This is a genomic window from Dysgonomonas mossii DSM 22836, assembly GCF_000213575.1.
GTDB classification, from domain to species: domain Bacteria; phylum Bacteroidota; class Bacteroidia; order Bacteroidales; family Dysgonomonadaceae; genus Dysgonomonas; species Dysgonomonas mossii.
On sequence record NZ_GL892008.1, the window covers coordinates 119,793 to 142,789 of the forward strand.

Annotated in this window: 16 protein-coding genes, 1 tRNA gene and 1 pseudogene; 9 read left to right on the top strand and 9 right to left on the bottom strand. The window is 38.3% G+C overall.

Going from position 1 to position 22,997, the window contains the following annotated elements; translation table 11 throughout:
* Nucleotides 1–80 precede the first annotated feature (80 nt).
* The 4 genes from HMPREF9456_RS12295 to HMPREF9456_RS12310 all read right to left on the bottom strand — a co-directional run bounded on the left by HMPREF9456_RS12295 (nucleotide 81) and on the right by HMPREF9456_RS12310 (nucleotide 4,598).
* Nucleotides 81–851 carry a 3'-5' exonuclease gene (locus HMPREF9456_RS12295; RefSeq protein ID WP_006843860.1) on the bottom strand — a complete coding sequence of 257 codons (771 nt, stop codon included), beginning with the start codon at nucleotides 849–851 and terminating at the stop codon, nucleotides 81–83.
* A 91-nt stretch (nucleotides 852–942) separates the two neighbouring features.
* Nucleotides 943–2,067 carry a DNA polymerase III subunit beta gene (gene dnaN / locus HMPREF9456_RS12300; protein WP_006843861.1) on the bottom strand — a complete coding sequence of 375 codons (1,125 nt, stop codon included), beginning with the start codon at nucleotides 2,065–2,067 and terminating at the stop codon, nucleotides 943–945.
* 390 nt (nucleotides 2,068–2,457) lie between these two features.
* A complete protein-coding gene (locus tag HMPREF9456_RS12305; protein ID WP_006843862.1) occupies nucleotides 2,458–3,684 on the bottom strand; it encodes an isocitrate dehydrogenase (NADP(+)) in 1,227 nt (408 codons plus the stop codon).
* A gap of 29 nt (nucleotides 3,685–3,713) precedes the next feature.
* Nucleotides 3,714–4,598, bottom strand: coding sequence for an alpha/beta hydrolase (locus HMPREF9456_RS12310; protein WP_006843863.1), 885 nt, complete (start codon nucleotides 4,596–4,598; stop codon nucleotides 3,714–3,716).
* 279 nt (nucleotides 4,599–4,877) lie between these two features.
* Here HMPREF9456_RS12310 and trpS point away from each other — a divergent pair, with 279 nt between their 5' ends.
* The 3 genes from trpS to HMPREF9456_RS12325 all read left to right on the top strand — a co-directional run bounded on the left by trpS (nucleotide 4,878) and on the right by HMPREF9456_RS12325 (nucleotide 8,336).
* Complete coding sequence (gene trpS, locus HMPREF9456_RS12315) at nucleotides 4,878–5,867, top strand: tryptophan--tRNA ligase (RefSeq protein WP_006843864.1); 990 nt, start codon at nucleotides 4,878–4,880, stop codon at nucleotides 5,865–5,867.
* A gap of 167 nt (nucleotides 5,868–6,034) precedes the next feature.
* Nucleotides 6,035–7,387, top strand: a complete 1,353-nt coding sequence (locus HMPREF9456_RS12320; RefSeq protein ID WP_006843865.1) for a DUF4026 domain-containing protein — start codon at nucleotides 6,035–6,037, stop codon at nucleotides 7,385–7,387.
* A gap of 7 nt (nucleotides 7,388–7,394) precedes the next feature.
* A complete protein-coding gene (locus HMPREF9456_RS12325) occupies nucleotides 7,395–8,336 on the top strand; it encodes a glycosyltransferase family 2 protein (RefSeq protein WP_006843866.1) in 942 nt (313 codons plus the stop codon).
* 8 nt (nucleotides 8,337–8,344) lie between these two features.
* Here the strand turns inward: HMPREF9456_RS12325 and HMPREF9456_RS12330 are convergent, their stop codons facing one another.
* The 3 genes from HMPREF9456_RS12330 to HMPREF9456_RS12340 are packed head-to-tail and all read right to left on the bottom strand — an operon-like array spanning nucleotide 8,345 to nucleotide 11,756.
* Entirely contained in the window at nucleotides 8,345–8,575 is a 231-nt protein-coding gene (locus HMPREF9456_RS12330) for a DUF4834 family protein (protein ID WP_006843867.1), read from the bottom strand.
* A 47-nt stretch (nucleotides 8,576–8,622) separates the two neighbouring features.
* Nucleotides 8,623–9,432 (bottom strand): DUF4249 domain-containing protein, encoded by an 810-nt coding sequence (locus tag HMPREF9456_RS12335; protein WP_006843868.1) that lies wholly within the window; start codon nucleotides 9,430–9,432, stop codon nucleotides 8,623–8,625.
* Between the two features lie 5 nt (nucleotides 9,433–9,437).
* Nucleotides 9,438–11,756 (bottom strand): TonB-dependent receptor, encoded by a 2,319-nt coding sequence (locus HMPREF9456_RS12340; RefSeq protein WP_006843869.1) that lies wholly within the window; start codon nucleotides 11,754–11,756, stop codon nucleotides 9,438–9,440.
* Between the two features lie 487 nt (nucleotides 11,757–12,243).
* Between HMPREF9456_RS12340 and HMPREF9456_RS12345 the strand changes: the two genes are divergently transcribed.
* The 4 genes and pseudogenes from HMPREF9456_RS12345 to HMPREF9456_RS17250 form a co-directional block, all read left to right on the top strand.
* The gene (locus tag HMPREF9456_RS12345; protein ID WP_006843870.1) at nucleotides 12,244–14,526 is read left to right on the top strand and encodes a GH92 family glycosyl hydrolase; all 2,283 of its coding nucleotides are present in this window, start codon (nucleotides 12,244–12,246) and stop codon (nucleotides 14,524–14,526) included.
* Nucleotides 14,527–14,641: 115 nt separating this feature from the next.
* Nucleotides 14,642–15,829 (top strand): DUF5009 domain-containing protein, encoded by a 1,188-nt coding sequence (locus HMPREF9456_RS12350; RefSeq protein ID WP_006843871.1) that lies wholly within the window; start codon nucleotides 14,642–14,644, stop codon nucleotides 15,827–15,829.
* A 172-nt stretch (nucleotides 15,830–16,001) separates the two neighbouring features.
* Nucleotides 16,002–16,076, top strand: a tRNA-Val gene (locus HMPREF9456_RS12355).
* A 127-nt stretch (nucleotides 16,077–16,203) separates the two neighbouring features.
* Nucleotides 16,204–16,299: pseudogene (locus tag HMPREF9456_RS17250) on the top strand (Arm DNA-binding domain-containing protein); the annotation flags it as partial.
* 34 nt (nucleotides 16,300–16,333) lie between these two features.
* Here the strand turns inward: HMPREF9456_RS17250 and HMPREF9456_RS12360 are convergent.
* Nucleotides 16,334–17,029, bottom strand: a complete 696-nt coding sequence (locus tag HMPREF9456_RS12360) for a class I SAM-dependent methyltransferase (RefSeq protein ID WP_006843873.1) — start codon at nucleotides 17,027–17,029, stop codon at nucleotides 16,334–16,336.
* Nucleotides 17,030–17,097: 68 nt separating this feature from the next.
* Nucleotides 17,098–17,835 (bottom strand): response regulator transcription factor, encoded by a 738-nt coding sequence (locus tag HMPREF9456_RS12365; protein ID WP_006843874.1) that lies wholly within the window; start codon nucleotides 17,833–17,835, stop codon nucleotides 17,098–17,100.
* An 81-nt stretch (nucleotides 17,836–17,916) separates the two neighbouring features.
* On the opposite strand from HMPREF9456_RS12365, the gene HMPREF9456_RS12370 reads away from it, so the two are divergent.
* Both HMPREF9456_RS12370 and HMPREF9456_RS12375 read left to right on the top strand, forming a co-directional pair.
* The gene (locus HMPREF9456_RS12370) at nucleotides 17,917–20,247 is read left to right on the top strand and encodes a TonB-dependent receptor (protein ID WP_006843875.1); all 2,331 of its coding nucleotides are present in this window, start codon (nucleotides 17,917–17,919) and stop codon (nucleotides 20,245–20,247) included.
* Between the two features lie 585 nt (nucleotides 20,248–20,832).
* Nucleotides 20,833–22,812 (top strand): tetratricopeptide repeat protein, encoded by a 1,980-nt coding sequence (locus HMPREF9456_RS12375; protein ID WP_006843876.1) that lies wholly within the window; start codon nucleotides 20,833–20,835, stop codon nucleotides 22,810–22,812.
* Nucleotides 22,813–22,997 lie beyond the last annotated feature (185 nt).

The window sequence follows — 22,997 nt, forward strand, 5'->3', positions numbered from 1 at the left end:
GATGGCTCCATACTTAAACGATCAAAAAGGCTGCCCCTGTTAGAAGAGACAGCCTTTTTAATATCTTTTGAGTGAGGCGATTACTTTTGTATCTCCCTCAACTTAATCTTAGTCAATACCTGCTTAGTATTCAATGGAAAATCGGCATCCATCATCCACGCATAGAAACTAGGCTCTCTCTTGAGTACTTCAGCTACCGGCTTTCCTTTATGTTTGCCAAAGTTGAACACCTCTATGCCATTCTCGTCTCTTATAATACGTCCCGCAAGGTCTACATTGTTATTAAAGAAAGAAAATTCCGCAGCCAGCTTTTCCATGTCATTTTCCAGATCAGGATATTTATCCAACTGCGCCTTCAACACTTCGTAAGTAGCAAGTGTATCTGCCTCAGCAGAGTGAGCATTGTCCAAGTCCTTGTCGCAATAGAACTTATATGCAGCCTCGAGCGTACGTTGCTCTTTTTTATGGAAGATGATCTGTACATCTATCATTTTACGTTTGGAGAAGTCGATATCCACGTCAGCACGAAGAAATTCTTCCGCAAGGAGAGGAATATCGAAACGGCTCGAGTTGAACCCTGCCAAGTCGCAACCTTCCATCTGATCGGCCAAAGATTTAGCGATCTGCTTGAAGGTCGGGCAATCTTTCACATCTTCGTCGGATATACCATGTATAGCAGTTGCACCTGCGGGGATTGGCATCTCAGGATTGATACGTCTGGTCTTCATCTCTTCTTTCCCATTGGGATATACCTTCAGGTAGGATAGTTCTACAATACGATCTTTCACCGTATCCGTTCCGGTGGTTTCCAAGTCAAAGAATATTATCGGATTCCTCAGATTTAGTTCCATAAGCTTTTTATTAAAAAACTTTATCATCCCTCTCTTTTACAGAAGAATGATAAAGTTGTCATATATCTATATTTGTTATTTAGAACGTTCCTTAGTCGTTGAGCATCATTGGCATAAGCAGCATCAACAAATCTTCGTTCTCTTCATTTTCGGCAGGGATAATAAGTCCTGCACGTGAAGGGTCTGACAGTTCGAGTGAGATATCAGACGATGGGATATTATTCAGAATATCGATAAGGAAACTTGATTTGAAACCTATGCTCATCGGAGTTCCTGTATAATCGCACGAAATAGTTTCTTCGGCTGCTGTAGAGAAATCTATATCCTGAGCCGAAACGATAATATTCTTGTCGGACAGTTGTAACCTAACGAGGTTACTTGCCTGATTAGAGAATACCGAAACACGTTTCAAAGCATTGAGGAACGACAAACGATCGAGAATTACTTTGTTCGGGTTATTCTGTGGAATTACCGAATTGTAGTTTGGATAACGACCTTCTATAAAACGGCAAGTCATTGTATAGCTCGACATTTTTATATAGGCATTATTCTCATCGAATTTGATTTCTACTGTTTCCGATTCTTTTGGCAGAATAGCACGAAGTAAGTTTGCCGGTTTCTTTGGTAGAATAAACGAAGCACGTTCAGCTCCCTTTGCCGACAATGTTTTGCAACGTACCAACTTGTGTCCGTCAGATGCTACGAAAGTAAGATCTTCGGTGCTAATATCGAAGTAAACGCCATTCATCACCGGACGAAGCTCATCGTCAGCACTGGCAAACAGTGTGCGGTTGATACCAGAAAATAAAACCTGAGGCTCGATAGTCAGGCTAACGGCTGTTTCTTTCAACTGTTTAGGTTGAGGATAGTCTTCACCGTTTTGTCCGATAAAGTTATACTTACCGTTATGAAAGAAAATAAATGTCTCCAGATTGTCGCTATTGATCTCAAATGTAAGCGGTTGGTCAGGCAATTCCTTCAATGGATCCAACAGATTCTTTGCATTCACTGCGAACTTTCCATTACCGTCAGCCTCGTTCACTTCAAGAGAAGTAACCAAACGTGTTTCAGAGTCTGCTGCTGTAAGAGAGAGGGTAGAACCTTCGAGCTCGAGCAAGAAACAATCTAAAATAGGTAATGTATTCTTTGAATTGATCACCTTGCTTATTGCCTGCAAGTGACTTAATAATGCTGTACTGGAAACAACAAATCTCATATTTTCAGTATGTTTAAAGTTTTATTTTCTAATAATATTAATAGAGCAAATATAGTTATTTTTTATTACTTCTGTCATCTTTATTTTGTTATAATCACCATAAAAATGAACTTGTAAAACTACCGACTTATTTTCCTTCCTTTATTAAAAGGTGACAAAAGTGACACGTATTTTATACATTTTCTACTGCCACTTTTTCTTTTGTTGGGTACAACTAAGTCTTTAATAAAAATAGTTGTCGTATTTTTTCATCGTCTTAGGGGATTTGCAATCCCCGTTATTTACTTATCATTGCCCTTCGAATTGCAAATCCAAAGGGACGAGCCGGACGAGCGCATTTTTACAACTTAATCTATATTAAGATAATTTACTTCCTATTTATTAATAAGCTCACACCCCCAACTTTTCTTTCAACCCTTCGGCTATCGCATCTAAGAAGTCTTCTGTATTCAGATAATCACCTCTGTGCATGGTGTCGCCATATACAAGCAAAGCAAGGTCTTTTGTCATCTTCCCTTTCTCTACCGTTTCTATGCAGACTTCTTCCAGTTTTCTGGTAAAATCAACGAGCGCCCAATTTTCATCCAGTTTCCCTCTGTGAGACAATCCTCTTGTCCATGCAAAGATTGAAGCTATAGGGTTTGTTGATGTTTCTTTCCCTTGCTGATGTTGGCGATAGTGACGTGTCACCGTTCCGTGAGCAGCCTCAGCCTCCATCGTCTTGCCGTCAGGAGTAAGCAATACGGAAGTCATTAAGCCTAACGACCCAAAGCCCTGCGCTACTGTATCGGACTGAACATCTCCGTCGTAATTCTTACATGCCCAAACAAAACCGCCGTTCCACTTCAAGGCAGCAGCAACCATATCGTCTATCAGGCGATGCTCGTAGGTGATACCTGCTTTTTGATACGCTTCCTTATAGTCCTTCTCGTATACTTCCTGAAAAATATCTTTGAAGCGTCCGTCGTAAGCTTTCAGTATTGTATTCTTGGTAGACAGGTACAATGGATATTTCTTTTGTAACGCTAGTTTGAAACACGAATGTGCAAATCCATAGATAGACTCATCGGTGTTGTACATTGCCAAGGCTACACCATCCCCATTATAGTCGTACACGGTATGGGTTTGAGGTTCTCCCCCTTCGGGCGTATAAGTAATAGTAAGCTTCCCTTTTCCCTTTGTAACAAAGTCGGTAGCTTTATACTGATCGGCATGCGCATGACGCCCTATAATGATTGGCTTGTCCCATGTATTCACCAAACGAGGGATATTGCTCATAATAATAGGTTCACGGAATACTGTTCCGCCCAAGATATTACGGATTGTTCCGTTCGGAGACTTCCACATTTTTTTCAAACCAAACTCCTCTACACGAGCCTCGTCCGGAGTGATTGTAGCACACTTGATAGCTACATTATATTTCTTAGTTGCCTCAGCACTGTCTATTGTCACCTGATCGTTTGTAGCATCACGGTTTTCTATACCCAGATCAAAATATTTGAGATCTACATCCACATACGGGAGTATCAACTTATCTTTTATGTATTTCCATATAATGCGGGTCATTTCGTCCCCGTCCATCTCCACAACGGGATTCGTCACTTTTATCTTTTGCATATTGATATTTATTTAAGTGATATTATTATTTATTTTGCTTGTATATCTTTCAGCCACATTTGCAGCAAGGTGAGCATCTGTGTATGATATTTAAAATTCTCTCTCATTCCCCAGCCATGTCCTCCTTCGGGGAATATGTACATTGTAGCCGCAATATTATTCATTTTCAGAGCATCATAATAGGCGATGCTATTGGCTGGTTGCACACTATCGTCATCGTCGCTAAGCAACAATATTGCAGGAGGCGTGTTTACATTCACTTGTTTCTCATTCGAAAAAGTATAAGTATCCGCTTGTGAAGCATTCTCTCCCAACAGATTATATTTAGATCCGCCATGTGTAGCTACCTGCATGGTAATAACGGGATAAAAAAGAATCGAAAAGTCGGGGCGTGTGCTTACTCCCGATGTGGCAAAATGGGTAGAAGCCGTTGCCGCAAGATGTCCTCCGGCCGAAAATCCGGCAATGCCTATTTTATCCGATTTTATTCCCAATTCAGCAGCATGCGATCTTACGTAGCGCATAGCTTGCCATGCATCATCTAACGGAATTTCTTTATGTTTGTTCGGCATACGATACTTCAGTATGATACCTGCAATTCCCTGCTTGTTGAGCCATTGGGCAAATTGTACCCCTTCGTGATCGAAAGCCAGCCCGGCATACCCACCTCCGGGGCAGATAACCACTGCCATACCTGTGTTATTCGTGCCATCAGGCAAGTAGATATGAAGCTCAGGAACAGAAACATTGGTAACCCACCCACTAGCTTTCTCATACTTCTCAGATTCGGTGATACCGTTAACTGTTGGCGGATTTCCGCCCCATAATTTCACTACTTTTTGTGCACTCATAGACACGGATAAAAACAGAGACAGGATGCCCCCAAACACGAATATTCTTTTGCGCTTCAACATATATCTTTTGATTAATGACATGACATTGTTCAAAGATAAAGAAATTAGGTTTTAAATCAAATACACATTACCGCCTGTTTAGATTTTTTACAGAAGGATTTTTTGCGAGATCTCTCTTATAACATTTAACATTCAAGGCTCTTTTGTCATTCCGAGGTACGAAGAACGAAAATTTCACCGTGGAATATTTCATGTATTTGTATAACACAAGTTGTGAATATATACCAACCCATTTACAGATTTTGACTATATTTGTGCCTTAAAAAAATATTAAAAAACATGGAAACAGTGCTAAGCGGCATCCGTTCTACCGGAAAACTGCATCTAGGAAACTACTTCGGTGCTTTGAGGAATTTTACAAGAATGCAACATGAAAACAAATGCTTCTTCTTCATAGCCGACTATCATTCGCTGACAACGCATCCCGATCCGAAAATATTACACGGAAACGTAAAGAACGTATTGACAGAGTACCTTGCCGCGGGTATCGACCCCGAAGTATCAACGATATACGTACAAAGCGATGTGACCGAAGTATGCGAACTATATTTGCTACTGAACATGCACGCCTATATGGGCGAACTTTCGAAGACCGTTTCGTTTAAAGAAAAAGCCCGCAAACATCCCGATAATGTAAACGCAGGGCTATTAACATACCCTACTCTGATGGCTGCCGATATATTGATGCACAATGCAGACAAAGTACCTGTAGGAAAAGATCAGGAACAGCACTTGGAAATGACACGCAAATTTGCCCGTCGCTTCAACAATATGTATGGTGTAGAGTATTTCAAAGAGCCTGTAGCTTACAACTTTGGTGAAGAGCTTATAAAAATACCGGGACTGGATGGTAGCGGCAAGATGGGAAAATCGGAAGGGAACTGTATCTATCTGGACGAAGATGCTAAGAGCATTGAGAAAAAAGTAAAACGTGCACTTACCGACGAGGGACCAAAAGAACCGAACTCAGTAAAACCGGATTGTATAGAAAACCTGTTCACCATACTAAAAGTGGTTTCTACCGACGAAGTAGTACAACATTTTGAAGACAAATGGAATACATGCGAAATTCGTTACGGTGATCTTAAGAAGCAATTAGCCGAAGATATTATCAAGGTAACAACACCGATACGTGAGCGCATACAGGATATTCAAAACGATGATGCCTATCTACACAAAGTAGTAACCGAAGGGGCGGAAAAAGCACGTGAAAGCGCACGCAAAACAGTTAGAGAAGTACGTGAAATAATGGGATTTAAGAAATTCTAAGATTTCTGTGAAATAACAAGATGAAAGTCTGAGGATAATTCTCTCAGACTTTTCTTTTTTAGCTGTCACATATTCTTTTTGAATAGTATACACCTACTATTTTTTTCATTAAGTTTGTATATTATATAAATAGAATACGAAAAGAATACTCAACAGAACTTACCAACATGGATAATAGTGAAAAATATAATCTGCTGACAGAAGGCGAAACGGGGTTAGCCTCGGGAATGGGTATATACCCGAGAAGCAAAGACTTCAAGTTCGATGCTGCGCAGATAGAAAAATCCTTAGCACAAAACTCAGATTTCGATTTAAAATCTTTCAATAAGGTAGAAATAGATATTGAATACTCAATAATGAGTTTTCATGCCGAAATAGAATACAAAGAAGCTATTTTTAATGTTGATCTATACATCAGCGACACAAAAAATATAAATCTAAACGATTACGGTTTTGCCAATGCAATAGACGAACAATCGCTACAGGTAGCAATGGAGCAGGAATACTTCTTGGAGACTTCTCTATACTTCGAGCTAAATCCTCTGGATTCGTTTCATCTGCAATTAAAAATAATGAACGCCATTGTTCCTGATGCCAGTCTGGTTCTTGACTTCATGTCGTACAGATTATTATCGCCCAAATGGCTAAGCATGACAGCAAAATCGTCTATCCCCCCTTCTCCCGACTATCTATACACGCTGCACTGTGTGTATGACGAAGACGGCGAAAACGGAAACAGACGTTATTGGTTCCATACACATGGCCTGCACCGTTGCGGGTCGGTAGAGTTGGAAATGCTCAACTTCAGTCAAGGAGCTGAGCAAATGAATACGCTGATAAATATGACAGTAAAGAAATTTTTGACCGACCCGGCAAAAGAAAAAGAGAGATTTACCATCGGCTACGACGGCATGGGCATAAACCTCTGCTGGCTAAGATGGGAAGAGGCATTGAAAGATCTTCCTCAAAATATACTTGGAGGTGTGGGCGATCGCGATGAGGTGGACAATGTGCATGCTGAACCTTCGGGCATATTGTTTGCTGTAGAAGACGGCAATATGATTTCGCCCGAGATATATACCTCTACTCTTGCCGAGAATCCAATTTACTATATAACTACAGAAGAAACAAACAGGATGAGCGCTTTGGCTAAAGAGCGTTTCGAAGCATTTGCCAATGTGTTCGGCAAAGAACATAAGCAGCCTGAAAAGAAATCATTCTTAAAGAGTTTGTTTAACTCGAAAAAAGAAGAGGATGAAGCAGGTTGGACATTCCTTGTTAAGCTGGGACTCACTGTAGATAATTCAGAGTCGGAAACGGATAAAGAGCATCTATGGTACGAAGTCATTTCCATAGCAGGCAATCAGATAAAAGGAAAGCTACTGAATCAGCCTTATTGGATTGCAGGCCTCAACGAAGGCGACATAAAAACATACCCATTGGATCTTCTCACCGATTGGGTTATCTATTCTCCGGATAATACATATACCCCTGATTCAATATATTTATTAATAGATTAGATAAAAGATGCAAACACTATCCGTTATTGTCCCCTGTTATAACGAAGAGGCAGTTATACAGGAGTTTTACAGGAGAACAAAAGAGGTTCTAAACTCACTCGACGATGTAGTGGGATATATAATTTTTATAAATGACGGTAGCAAAGATAATACGAGATATATACTCAATCATATAGCATCGCAAGATGATAAAGCGAGAGTTATTCATTTCTCTCGCAACTTTGGGCATCAGCCTGCCGTAACAGCGGGGATGAATCTCTGTAAGACCGACCTGGCAGTAATTATTGATGCCGATTTGCAAGACCCTCCCGAATTGATTCCTGATCTCATTGAAACGCAACGGAAGGAAGAAGCCAGCGTTGTTTACTGTGTAAGGAAAAAACGAGAGGGTGAAACTGCTTTTAAGAAAGCGACAGCCAAACTCTTTTACAGAACAATGAATAATCTATCGGAAGTAGAATTCCCGGAAGACACAGGTGATTTCCGACTCGTAGACAGAAAAGCGATAGATGCTTTCAACGGACTAAAAGAGAAAGGAAAGTATATTCGTGGACTTATCAGCTGGATAGGGTTCAAGCAAGTTCCATTCTATTACAACAGGGATGCACGCTTTGCTGGGGAAACAAAATATCCACTCAAGAAAATGCTCTCTTTCGCAAAAAAAGCTCTTCTTTATTTTTCCAAAAAGCCTTTGATGTTATCCATCAGTCTGGGTTCCATCGCTTTCTTTATCGGTATTATTTATGGATTGTGGGTGTGGCTCGGGCATCTTTTGGGCTTCACCAATGTGATTACAGGATGGACTTCTACTATAATTATAATTATATTCTTTGGAGGTGTTCAGCTAATAACAATCGGAGTGCTGGGGCAGTATATCGGAGTACTCTTTGATGAAGTAAAAAGCAGGCCGGAGTATATTATAGATGAAAAAATAAACTTTGAAGAATAACCGATTGGTTATTCTTCTTTTATTTCTTCATAATTGACATATTCGCCCTCATTTTTCGAGAATTTCTTTTGAGTGGTATCTTCAGCCGTCGTCCGTGAATTATTATTGGTCTGACGACGATTACTCTTAGCCCTATCCGAAGATGGACCAAAGAAACGAATAACCCTGCCCAAAAATATTCCTAAAATAAGGAAACCGAAAAGTCCTATAAGTAATAAGAATCCAAGAAATTTAAACATATAGTTACCAATATTTATAGACTATGAGAACAAAGATACGGAAATTATTATTTATTTATATCGTCTTCGGTGACTGTATAATTAACAAAAACTGAATTGTAAGCCTTAAAGCAACCCAATGCACCGCCAACAATATTCGTCAAAGGATTTGTTCCCCCTCCTGCTGCAACACTGCTCAATGATCTGTAGAAAGTATACATTCCCTTATCCAATGTTTGCATTTCAATTCTTAGCTTATCTCCCGCCTTGAGTGCTTCATCATTTTTATCTTCCCTATCAAACAGCAGAATATTTTCTACTTTCAGCCCGTTGCGGTATTCATCGCTATCTAAGTATAAGGACTTCATCGTCTTTTCGTTTACATAGAGTGTTGTATAATAATAATTCTCTACATCTACAGGATCATAAAAAACCACGCATGGCGAATAAATAGCCTCGTTGGCTACCGTAACCTTATAAATATAAACACTATCGATGGGTACGATATTGGGAATTTTAGCCTCTGATGTATAAACATTATCCCCTATGGTAACTTTCAATTTATATGTACGTCCTACCCTACCCACAATTGAAGAAACATAGAAGCCGGCTTCCTGTTCGCTTTCTATGAGTATATCTGTATTATCTTTATCATCTGCCAATTCGACCTTAGCCCCCGACAAACGGTTATAAGATTCTTTATCATAAAAACCTTTTGTTTGAGTCAACAGCACAAAACACGGCGAACCTTCTTTTATAGAAGCATCAATCACATCTCTGGGCGGAGCCTGAGCAAGGTCTAGCTGAACAACCTCTTCACATGCCGTGAGCAATGCGAGAAGAAAAATTATATAAAGACATCTATTTATAATAACCATAATTTTCAGAACTTAAAGTTCCACGAAATTGAGGGTACAACACTAAATAAATAAATCATATACGACTCTGACGCTGATCTGTCATTCTCATTTTGCCTAAAGCCAAACATATAAGGATTTTTACGGGCGTATGCATTATATAAGCCGAACGAAAGCTCGGATGTATATTTCTTTGTCTTTTTCAAGACACACATAGCCCCCAAATCGAGCCGATGATAAGAAGGGGCTCTATAATGATTCCTACCTTCGTAATAATATATGGCATGTCCGTCGATAACATACTTACCCGAAGGAAATGTCATGGGGCTGCCTGTAGCAAAAACCCACGTAGCCGACAATGTCCACTTTTTGCTCAGTTCATAAATACCGACAGCAGAAATATCGTGCGTACGATCCTGATTGGCTGCATACCATTTACCGTCATTTATCTTATCTATTTTGCGTTCGCTGCGAGACAGGGTATAACCTACCCAACCATTAAAACGACCGTATTTCTTTTTCAGGAAAAGCTCCAATCCGTAAGCTCTTCCTTTACCAAACAAGAGTTCGGTTTCTATAACTTCTTTAGCTCTTACGTCTGCCCCATCTTTATAATCTATCTGATTTTGCAGGTCTTTGTAATACACTTCGGCACTAAACTCAAAAATATTATTCTGAAAGTTGCGAAAATAACCCAACGAAACTTGATTCCCCACTTCGGGTTTTATATAATCGGTATTCGATATCCAGCGATCAATCGGGCTAGACAGATTCGATGTAGTGAGTAGATGCAGGTTTTGCCTTGTAAGCGCATAAGCCGCCTTAATAGACGACGACTCGTTTAGCTGATATGCCAGCGAAAGTCGTGGTTCTATGCTCCAATATGTTTTCAGAAACTCCCCCCTTTTGGTGGCAATTGTATCCTTTATAGACTGATCTTCTTCGTTGAAGGTATAATAGTCGCTTCCGCCCAGCACACTGAAAGAAGACAACCGAACACCATAACTAAACTCCAACTTATCACTTAGCTTCATATCATTAGAGGCATATAATGTATTTTCCCATGAATAGCGATGGGCATACGGCGATACTTTTAGTTGAGTAGGGTCTTTACTTACCAATTCTCCGGGTACAATCTGGTGATAGATAGAGTTGAAGCCCAAGCGTATCAGATTCCTCTCGTTGGGATAGAATACAAAATCCTGATTGAAATTGATATCCCTTATCCGTGACATAACATTAAGCCCTGTTGTGAGGTCTACACTTACATTGTATTTGTAGTCGGTATATGAAAAGGTGGTGGACGAAACTTTTTTCGAATCAAAGATATGGTTCCATTTCATAGCGACGATTGTATTCCCCCAATCCATTGTTGCTATCTGATCAAGACCTAGCTTGTCCTTTCCATGATAAGCTGTCAGTGTCAGTTTATCTTTATTCGACAAAGCGGAAGTAAGCTTTGCATTCAGATCATAAAAGTATAATGTCGACCCTTTTACCTGCTCTACGCCCACCGTACGAGCCAAGGCATCAGCATAAGTCCGTCTGGCAGAAACAATAAAAGATGATTTTTCTTTCTGTATGGGGCCCTCCAATGTGAGCCGGGAGGAGATCAACCCAATACCTCCATTCATGTGATAGTTTTTCAAATCACCATCACGCATGCTCACATCGAGTGTCGAAGATAGCCGTCCTCCGTATTGGGCAGGCATAGAGCCCTTATAGATAGTCATATTATCTACAGCATCGGAATTGAATGTTGAGAAAAAACCAAAAAGGTGAGAAGGATTATACACTGTTGCATTATCGAGCAGTATAAGATTTTGATCGCTGCTACCGCCCCGCACATAAAATCCGATATTGCCCTCTCCCGCAGTTTGTACGCCGGGCAGTAGCTGAATTGTTTTCAAAATATCCCTTTCACCAAATAATACAGGGATTTTATTTATCGATTCTATTTCCAGCTTTTGGACTCCCGACTGCACTCGCTTCACGTTATCGTCCGATTTTACAGCCAGCACCTCTATTTCCTTGAGAGAAACAATGTCTTTTATCAAAACAATATCCTGAGAGAGATCCTTATCTATTCTGATCTTAAGGTGTTTGGCATCATAACCCAATAGCTTGAATATAATACTGTACTCGCCCGAAGGCAATTGCAGAGAGAAGCTACCGGCAGCATCACTAAAACCGGCAGATTGAGTATGCTCTTTTGCAGCGATGGCAACACCGGCGAGCGGAGTATTATCTCCTTCACTATATATTTTGCCACTAAACACATATTTTTTCTGAGAGAAAGCGGCAATGCTAGTAAACAATATAATGACAGTAAAGAGATGCTTCATATTAGCTTACTTCATCCGTGGAATTTATATATCAAACGGAACAGAAACTGTCTTATTTTCCAATGACATATTTTGAGGCCGGAATAACACAAAGATAAAATTAAATTATTAAGAACCTGTTTATTTCATTTCGAACAAGCTTTTATTTTTTCTAAAATTATCAAAATTTTCTCTCACCCCTTGCCTCTTTTTAACATTTAAAAAATATGTACCAAAAATGAAATACTTTTCATCTTTACTTCATAAGCAATCAAAGATGGACAATAACATGTTCTAAATACAATTCTGATTTATTTCAAATAGTTAATTCGGCTCAATAAGCCTAAGAACTGGTTAAAAAAAAGCAATAAATCGATTATTCGAATATTTTTTAATTAAAATAAATAACTTTACAATCTCAAATAAATTGCCTAATGATTCTGTCTGTGTTTGCAGACAAACAATATGTTAATAATTAAATAATTTAATATAGTAATCTAATAGAACAATGACATTTAATTTAATCAGAATGACGAAGGCCATCTCAATATGGCTTATTTTGTGTGGATTTTTAAGTTCTTGCGAGGGGACGAAACAATTGGATGCGACACCAAATCTAACACAGTTTGTCGATCCGTATATCGGAACCGGCGACCATGGACACGTATTTGTAGGAGCAAATGTACCTTTCGGATTGGTTCAGTTAGGACCAACAAACTATTCGCAAGGATGGGATTGGTGCTCGGGATATCATATTTCAGATTCTACTATTATCGGTTTTGGACATATGCACCTTAGTGGAACCGGCATCGGTGACTTGGGCGATATTTCATTTATGCCTGCAACAGGTAACGTAATTCTAAAAAGAGGAGATCTTAAAGACCCTAAATCAGGAATATATTCTTTATTCAGACGTGAGACCGAAAAGGTAAAAGCTGGATATTATGCTGTTCACCTCGACAGATTTAATGTTGATGTGGAGTTAACCGCAACCAAAAGAGTTGGGTTCCACAAATATACATTCCCTCAATCAGACTCTGCAAAGGTAATCATCGACCTACAACATGGTATCGGTTGGGACACCCCAATGGAAGGATACCTTGTTCAAGAAAACGACTCTGTAATATCAGGATACCGCTATTCGAAAGGATGGGCTGTAGACCAACGCATATTCTTCACAGCTGTATTCTCTAAACCAATGAAGCAATTTGTAGTATCAGATTCTACAGAGGTTAAAGCAGGAAATAGCATCAATGCGAGAAAAGCATACGGACAGGTATTGTTCGATACAAAGGATAAAGAAAATGTATATGTTAAGGTAGCTATTTCTCCGGTAAGCATCGAAAATGCAAAATTAAACATGCAAGCCGAACTACCGGGATGGAACTTTGAACAAACAATTGCAGATGCAGACAAAGCATGGAACGAAGAGTTGAGCAAGATACAGATAGAAACAAACGATGCAGTCGCTAAACGTGTGTTCTATACAGCTCTTTATCACACAATGATTGCTCCATCTGAATTTTGCGATGTAAATAACGATTACAGAGGTTCTGACGGGCAAATGCACCAGAAGGGAGCTTTCAAGAATTACACTACATTCTCTTTGTGGGATACTTACAGAGCTGCTCACCCATTGATGACTATTATCCATCCTGAAAAGATGAGCGATATCATCAATACAATGCTTACAATATATCAGCAACAAGGCAAGCTTCCTGTATGGCACCTGATGGGTTGCGAAACAGACTGTATGGTTGGTAACCCGGGTATATCTGTTGTGGCAGATGCTATCTTGAAAGGTTATGACGGGTTTGATAAAGACCTGGCGTATGAAGCTATGAAAAAGTCGGCTATGCTAGACGAAAGAGGCTTGAACTATCTAAAACAGTACGGCTATATCCCTTACGATAAAGGAAACGAAAGTGTTGCTAAAACAATGGAATATGCTATTGCAGACTGGACTATTGCTCAGGTGGCTCAAAAAATGGGAAAAACTGAAGATTATGAATATTTCTTGAAACGCAGTAAAGCATACACTCACTTTTTCGACAAGTCAACAGGCTTTATGAGAGGTCTTTCTTCTGATGGAAAATTCAGAACACCATTCAATCCGTTCGAATCTGTTCATCGCGAAAACGACTATACAGAAGGAAATGCTTGGCAATATACATGGTTAGTCCCTCATGATGTACAAGGACTTGTAGACCTGTTTGGAAGCAAGGAAAAATTTGTACAAAAACTGGATTCTTTATTCATCGTAGAAGGATCGTTAGGGAAAGATGCTTCTCCTGACATCAGTGGATTGATCGGTCAATACGCTCACGGAAACGAACCTAGCCACCACGTAGTTTATATGTATCCATATGTAGGTCAACCATGGAAAACAGCAGAAAGAGCTCGTGAAGTGATGTCTGTGATGTATCATGATCAGCCTGCAGGCCTTTCAGGAAATGAAGACGTAGGACAAATGTCGGCATGGTATGTATTGTCTGCTCTTGGATTCTATCAGGTTGAGCCTGCCGGAGGAAAATATATCTTCGGTAGTCCGATTGTAGACAAAGCTACTGTGAAGGTTAAAGATGGCAAGGTATTGAACATTGTAGCAAAAAACAACAGTGCTGCAAATAAATACATCCAGAGCGTAACACTCAACGGACAGCCTTACGATAAATATTACATCAACTTCAATGATATTATCAACGGCGGTACGCTGGAGTTTACAATGGGTGACAAACCTTCCGAAACTTGGGGTACAACTGTAGATGTTATACAAGCAAGTGCGAAATAAGCAAATACGATAATTATTTATATGAGAAAAGCGAGAGTATAAACTTTCGCTTTTCTTTTTTTATATCTTTGTCTTTTAGCAAAATAGAATCTTAATAATCTAACCTGACTACTCTATGACTTCTGTGCCCACGGAAAAACCCAAACGTATAGCATCGATAGATATATACAGAGCTTTGACAATGTTTTTTATGATTTTTGTGAACGACCTGTGGAGTGTGAGTAATGTACCCCATTGGCTCGAACATGCTGCAGCAAATGAAGACATGCTCGGCTTTTCGGACATTGTTTTTCCTTCGTTTCTCTTTATTCTAGGAATGTCTATTCCTTTAGCTATTGAGATAAGGAAGAAGAAAGGTGATTCGAACAGTGGAATTTTGAAGCACATCATTATTCGTTCTATCGCTCTTTTGGTGATGGGTTTGTTTACCGTAAACCTTGAATCGGGCGTAGCGGCGAGCATAGGCATCAGCAAACCTATATTTACACTAATTATGCTTTTGGCTTTTTTCCTTATCTGGAATGTATACCCAAAAACAGAGAATAAAACAAGGCAGAATTTATATTCCGGATTCAAAATTATAGGCATAGTCATTCTGGCTATATTAGCTTTTATGTTTAGGGATGCGGATGGTGGAGTTTTTCAAACTCGTTGGTGGGGCATACTGGGACTTATCGGATGGACATACCTGCTGTGTGCTATTTTGTATCTATTCCTAAACAAAAATAAAGGTTACCTCATTGTTGCCCTCTTTGCTTTTATACTACTATGCATTGGCGGGTCGAATCATTGGCTGGGTATCTTTGATGGAATTATCCCAGGCAATGGATGCTTTCATGCTTTTACGATGAGTGGGATGCTTATATCTCTGCTTTTCAATGAATCTGAACTAGGTATCGGCATAAAGAAAAAAATGCTAACATCGACCTTTATCGGTATTATATTCATCCTAGGCGGATTTGCAGCTCACAGCTTTTGGATTATCTCCAAAATACAAGCGACACCTACATGGCTATTCTTGTGTACAGGAATTTCCATCCTTTTATACGTATTGATGTATTGGTTGACCGACATTCAAAATAAAGCATCTTGGTTTGGCATTATAAAACCGGCAGGGACAGCCACGCTTACCTGCTATCTGATCCCTTATTTTTTATATGCTATTTTCGTATTAACGTCATTTTCTCTTCCCGAATCGCTGACAACCTCTCCTATCGGATTAGTAAAATGTATCATTTTTGCATTTTTGACTATCGGGATTACAGCTCTATTGGGGAAAATACATATAAAACTAAAAATATAGGGATTTGTCGTATTTTTAGTAAGCAACTGGAAAATAGACCAATAAAAAACAACCTCTGAATAGCGCATCAAAATTTAGATACTTTTTCTAAAAAATGTATGGAAATTGTTTTGTAGAATAAAAAAATTAAATACCTTTGCATCGCATTTGAGAGAAAATGCAACCCCAACAAGGGCGTTTAGCTCAGCTGGTTCAGAGCATCTGCCTTACAAGCAGAGGGTCGGCGGTTCGAATCCGTCAACGCCCACCGATGATAATCAAGTAGTTAATTGAAAAATTAGCTACTTTTTTTGTTTTTATGCCTATTGGATTTGTAGGGGTTTAGGAGGGGTTTTACATGACAAGTTAAACCATGACTTAAACCGAAAACTCACATGAATGCTACAGTTAATGCGGTTTGCTACAAGTCAAAGACACTAAAAAACGGAGAACATCCAATTATGCTACGTATTTGTAAGCAAGGAAAGGAATATTCTTGAAAATGGGAAAACTTAATTTCTAATATCAACTTCTTTTCAGACAAAACCAACCATGTATAAATGCCATCTGATAGAACTGCACAGGTCTTTCAAAACCTGCTGATTGTATAATTTTTGAAACTTCTTCCTGAGCCAATAATGAAACTCCGTCCTTATGGCTTTGACGAATTTTTTCAATGCTTTGCGGAACGCCTCCTTCTGACATCATTTTTGACCAAACATCCAATATATGCTCATATTCATAAGATCCTATTTCATTTGACAGGTCGGCATTTATGAGAATTCCTTTACTTTTAAGATGTCTTTGAATATTTCTAAAAAAGCCGATACGGGAATCTTTTTCATCTATAAATTGTGAAACAAGAATAGAGGTTGCGGCATCATAAGTATCGGGTAATGATAGATTCTCTAAATAATCGGCATAAAATTCACATCGATCTTCCATTCCTAAATCAGACAAACGTGTACGGCAAACATCAAGCATAGCCGAAGAGGGATCAACAGCAATAAAGTTCCAAGTTGGAAACCTTTTTGCCAGATAGATTATTTCAGCTCCCGTACCTGCTCCGACACAAAGTATTTTCGCTTTTTCAGGCAACTCTGAAAGGATCGCTCCCATCAATAGATGTAGAGAGTTACTAATCGGGCTGAGTTTTTCCCATGTTTTATCGTAAGAATTAGCTGTAGTATCGAAAATCTCTTTTACTTTATCTTTCTTCATTATCTCTTTATACTTTATTTTTAATGATAAGTGCAGGTTCAATATTATAAGGCTACACTACAATTTTCTTAGCTGATCAGTCCTAATGCAGATGCATACTTAACAGCCTCCATAGAATTATTTACATCTAACTTCTCTAATATTCTTTGTCGATGCGTATTAACGGTGTGGACACTAATAAACAACTGTTCTGAAATTTCCTTGCTCAGTAAGCCTTCTTTTATTAACTGTAGAACAGCTATCTCTCTAGTGGTAAGATCCGATGCTTTTGAGGATAATAGGTTTTCAATAGGGAAAAACGTATTTTCTTTTACATTTAAGATATGGCCTCTCACCGTTTTAAAAGAGCTCTGGTCTGGAGATAAATCCAAAACACTTAACGATAACCATGCATTTCCCGACTTATCCTTTTCCAATAAGGTGTATTGTTCCACCACTCTCACATACTGACCGATAGCATTGCAAATACGAAACTCCGAGATCATTTTATAATCCTGTAAGTTTTCTTTATTCGCATGTAAAAATTTGAGCGCTGCAATACCGTTTCTAATTAAAGAACGTAAATCGTCAGGATGCACACGCTCATCTATACCTTCTTTACAATCGCCAAATATTCCTCCAAAATTGAACGATGTATATACATGCGTCCTCTTATACATATCAAAAACCGTTATCCCGCTATTCGACACTCTAGCCAAATGAGAGAGCATTTGCTTATGATATTCGAGTAGAGAGTAATCAAGATCAGCTTCATTAAAACTCTGCAATGATAAAAGCCGTGCATGTTCCTTCTGTAAATCTTCCATACGGGCAATATAATGATAAATCAGTATTGATCTCCTAAGGGACAGTTTCTTACTTTGTACAAAACAAAAGTAGGTAAAATCATGAACAAAACGTTACTATTTCTTTTATTAAACGTCCTGTCGTTAGGTATATTATATGCACAATCATCTCAGAATATACGAGGTATGGTATATGACAAAGAATCGAATAACCCTATTGAATATGCAACTGTAGCTGTACTAAATAGCAAAATTCCCTTAGGTGTAAGTACAGATAGCTTAGGACAATTTAAAATACAAAATGTTCCGATAGGACGCTATGATATTCAGGTGACATTAATCGGCTATAATCCTATTATAATAAAAGAGCAGCTACTGTCTTCATCTAAAGAATTGTATCTGGAAATTGCAATGGTTGAGAACTCGAAACAACTTGATGAGATTGTTGTCACTCCTCAGATAAATAAGTCACAACCCATAAATAATATGGCATTAGGCAGTGCCCGTATGTTGAGTGTAGAAGAAGCAGGCCGGTATGCAGGAGGGTTCGATGATCCGGCAAGATTAGCAACATCTTTTGCCGGTGTAACAAGCAGTGTCGGGAATAATGGTATTGTTGTCAGAGGAAATGCACCTAAATTTCTACAATGGAGAATGGAAGATGTTGAAATTCCCAATCCCAACCACTTTGCAGAAGTAACTACTTTCGGAGGTGGAGGGCTATCGGCATTAAGCAGTTTTGTGCTAGGCAATTCTGATTTTATGACAGGAGCATTCCCCGCTGAATATTCAAATGTTTTATCAGGAGTATTGGATATGAATTTACGGACAGGAAACAACCAGAAACGGGAAAATACAGTACAACTCGGTTTAGTGGGAATAGATGTTGCTTCCGAAGGCCCATTCAAGAAAGGGAGCAATTCTTCTTATATTTTCAATTATCGGTATTCAACACTAGGACTGCTCTCTTCTATGCTACCCGAAGATGCAGAGAACACAAAATATCAGGACTTATCTTTCAAGCTTAACTTCCCGACCAAAAGTGCCGGTGTATTTTCCATCTGGGGAGTAGGTTTGATTGATCGCTCGGGGCAAAAGGCAGAAACCGACCCTAGTAAATGGGAATATATGCAGGATAAAGAAGATCAGGATGTAAAACAATATATGGGAGCTTTGGGTCTGAATAACAGACTAAGAGTGTGGAAAAATGCAACCCTTAAAACATCTTTAGCTACTACTGTTAGCGGTCTTGATATGCATACTGAAAGAATGGATGCGAATGTAAAACCTATTCCACAAAACTTAATCAAATCTACCAATTGGAACTTTGTATTCGCTTCATCACTAAATAAGAAATATAGTGGGATACACACTAATAAAACAGGCTTAAGACTTACAGGGCTTAAATATAATCTGTTATTAGAAGAAGCCACACATCAACAGCCAATGAATACCATAACCGATGAATCAGGTTTCAGTTCTTTACTATCAGCATATACGAACTCATCTTTACAATTTTCGGATAAATGGACACTTAATCTTGGTATCAATACGCAATTATTCACACTCAATAATAACTATACGATAGAGCCCAGAGCAGCGTTGTTATGGAAATTTAAACCAAATCAATCTTTAGCTCTTTCTTATGGGCTACATAGCAGGCTTGAAATGTTGAATTATTACTTTACCAAATCGAAAGAGGGTGAACTTATTAACAAAAATATGGATTTTACAAAAGCTCATCATATAGTCCTATCTTATGATCTTAATATCGGGAATGATTATCATCTAAAAATCGAACCTTATTTTCAACAACTATACAGTGTTCCTATTATAAGCGATAGTACATTTTCGTTTATAAATCTTCAAAATGACTGGTTCATAACCAATAAGCTTTCGAATAAGGGAAAAGGAGTGAATTATGGTATTGATATAACCTTTGAACGGTATATGTCAGAAGGTTATTACTATATGCTCACCGGATCTCTCTTCGATTCTCGTTACAAAGTAGAAGATAATAAATGGAGAAACACAAGATACAACAGAAACTTTGTATTCAACGTATTAGCAGGAAAAGAGTGGATGGTAGGACGCAGTAAACAAAATATGTTCAATGCTAATATTCGATTATCTTATCAAGGAGGAGACAGATACTCACCTGTCAATCTAGATGCATCTCATAAAGAGGAAGATGCTATTTATGATGAGAGTAAAGCCTTCTCGAAACAGTTATCCCCGGCATTTCTGTTACACTTTAATGTAAGCTACAAAATTAACAAGAAGAGTTTATCTCATGAATTTGCTATTAAAGTGCTAAATGCAACTAGTTACAAAGACTACCAAGGTCATCGCTACAACTTTAAGACGCATTTGGTAGATCCCGAAAGAGAGGCTATTATTATCCCAAATATTAGTTATAAGATTGAATTTTAGCCCATTCCTTTCATTGAGCATAGTTTGTTTTATTGAGCGATGTAGAATTGTTAAATAAAACAAACTATGTAAATTATACCAGAAAACCCGACATATCTTCCTCATATATCAGCCTTAACCGGTGGATAGTTCATGTAAGAGCAACACAAAACGTGCCGCGATCTATTTCTGTGTGGTAATTCGATTTGTTCACTAATGAGACTATTACTTCATCAAACTCTAATCCTTTGACTATATGTACCAAAGTGATAAGTCCTGATTAATTAGGACTCTAAAATTTACTTTCAAAATCAAGTGAAAGAAGGAAAAATAAAACCGTGAGTCTTTTTTGTTGTTATCTATACCTATTTCGACGAGAAACATTGCCTAAAATTATACAAAAGCTTAACTTTACAACGAATTCACAACAGCAGTTCTATAAATGTGCTGCACTCTGTATTCACATTAAGAACTATCTACTGAGAAAATCAGAAGTGCCTGTTTGTTCTCTATTTGCCCTCTTGAAGATATATTCGGAGTCGGCTTTATCAGTATCAATCATTGTATCGTTGATGTATAAATTAAATTCTAGCCTTGTCTAACCATATGAGAAACAGATTGAGTATTCCCTATCTATTTGTATTCTTTGTATTAACCTGTTTTCAAACTCTTTCTGCTCAAATGCAAAAGGTGGATAGTCTTGAAAATGTATTGAGGCGGCACGCTTCAAACAACCGGGAGAAGGTAGACATAATGAATGAAATAGGCTACATTGTATATTCGAAAGATACCCAAAAAGCAATGAAATACGCCTCTCAATCAGCCCGGCTGTCAGATCAGTTAAATTACACCAAAGGGAAGGCCGTCAGCCTGTGGGTAAAGGGATTGGCTTATATCAAAAACGATAAACAGTCCTCCCTCAATTATTTTCGACAAAGCCTCGTGATGGCAGAAGTCATCAAAGAACAAACGGTAATATGCAATTGTCTGATTGCAATAGGAAACGTATACAAGGAACTTGGTGACATCCCCAAAAGTGATGAATCATACGAACGTGCTCTTAAAATAGCGAATGAAATAAATGATAAGAATCTTTTACTGAAATGCCTCGTAAATGTAGCACGAAGCCATAGTACAAAAGGAGAATATACAAAAGCTATCGAAATACTCGAAAGAACCATTCTCTTGGGCGAAGAACTAAAGGATTATCCCGTTCTGTCAAAAGCATTAAACAATTTAGCATGGATCTATGGCACTCAAGGTAATTATACAATAGCACTCGAATACCATTTGAAAGCTTTGAAGATTAACGAGCAACTCCGTGATAAGTCGGCAATGGTAGCGAATTATGTTAACATTGCCGGAATACAATCCGACCAGAGAGAATATAAAGACGCACTGGACTATCTTCATAAAGCATTAAAGATTTCCGAAGAAATAAAAGACAATTTTAAGATATCCTCGTGTTTGGCTAACATAGGTCATATATATATGAACATGAACGATCCTCGCGCATTGGAATACTACGAAAAATCTTTAAAAATTGGAAGAAATAGTCAACTAAGCTTGACTATTAACATTTTAGTCAACATGGGTACTATATATACCCGAGAGAAAGAATTTCCTAAAGCGCTTGATCATCTCAATGAAGCATTTCATCTTGCCGAAAAAATAAATTTAAAGCGAGCAAAAGCTGAGATATGGGTAAAAATGGGATTGATCTATATTCAAGAAAAACATTATGCCCAGGCATTAGATTATACCAAAAAGGGATTGAAGATAGCCAATGAATTGAAATTGCTGAGTCTTCAAAAAGATATTTATGGACAACTATCGGAGATCTACGCCGCAACAAATAATTATCAGGCAGCATATCAGAATCATATCCTATACAAATTATATAACGACAGTATATTCAACGAAAATAACATAAAGAAACTTGCAGACTTAGAGAGTGCTTATAAATACGATAAGGCAAAACAAGTCTACGAAATAGAAGCTCAGAATAAAGGATTAAAAATAAAAAGCCAACGGGCTGTTATCCTCTTCCTGATTGTAGCCTTCGTTCTTTTATTGTTACTCGTTATAATGACTACCCGTTCATATAGACTTAAGAAGCAACTTCTTAGCTTGGAGCTGGAAGATATCAATGCCGAATTGGAGAAAAATCAAAAGGAAATGACCTCAGCAACCCTTAAACTCGTACAAACTGCCGAACGTGATGTTCGCAGCATAAAGATGCTAGAGAATATCGAGAAGAACACAACTCCGGAAGTAAGAGACGATATAAAGTCTTTGATTTTCGATTATAGATCACAGACATATAACTCCAACTGGGAAGAGTTTGAGATTTTATTTCAAAAAGTGCATCCATCGTTTTATAAAAATCTTAATGACCATTTTCCAATGCTGACTCAGAATGAACGTAAGCTATGCGTATTTCTCAAACTGAATATGACGAACAAACAAATAGCCCAAATAACATTCCAATCGGAGGAAGCACTCAAAAAAGCACGGCAGCGTTTACGAAAGAAACTCGAGATTGAGCGAGACACCAATCTCGTATCATTTATTCAAGGCATATAGATTAATTAGACAAAGCATAGGATTAAAAAACGAAAGAACGGGGTTATCCAAACATTGGGTAACTCCGTTCCTTTATTAAAACCTATTATTTGATAGAGTATTCTCATCCATTCGCCTCTCTTTAGATGTTTTTATACACAAATACTAATCAGACGTATACAACGATAGGACAATAATATTTTTGA